We start from the raw sequence: 280 nt of genomic DNA, 5'->3' as shown, positions 1-280 counted from the left end.
TGAATTCAACGCATCGACGTTCACCGGCCGCGTGATCGCGGGCACGGGATCGGACATCTATTCGGCCATCACCGGCGCGATCGGCGCGCTGCGCGGGCCGAAGCACGGCGGCGCCAACGAAGTCGCGTTCGAGATCCAGTCGCGCTACCAGACGCCGGATGAAGCCGAAGCGGACATCCGCCGTCGCGTCGAGAACAAGGAAGTGGTAATCGGTTTCGGCCACCCGGTGTACACGATCTCCGACCCACGCAACAAGGTCATCAAGGAAATCGCGAAGAAT

The 280-nt window shown here is 62.5% G+C and carries 1 protein-coding gene; it reads left to right on the top strand.

The window, feature by feature from the left end; translation table 11 throughout:
* Nucleotides 1-280 (top strand): citrate/2-methylcitrate synthase (locus P0D96_RS48635; protein ID WP_408321525.1); only part of this gene is annotated, 280 nt, incomplete at both ends.

Source organism: Paraburkholderia sp. RL17-347-BIC-D (assembly GCF_046027915.1).
Taxonomy (GTDB): Bacteria; Pseudomonadota; Gammaproteobacteria; order Burkholderiales; family Burkholderiaceae; genus Paraburkholderia.
Note: the sequence above shows the minus strand (reverse complement) of the source record. Positions and strands in the feature narration are given on the sequence as shown.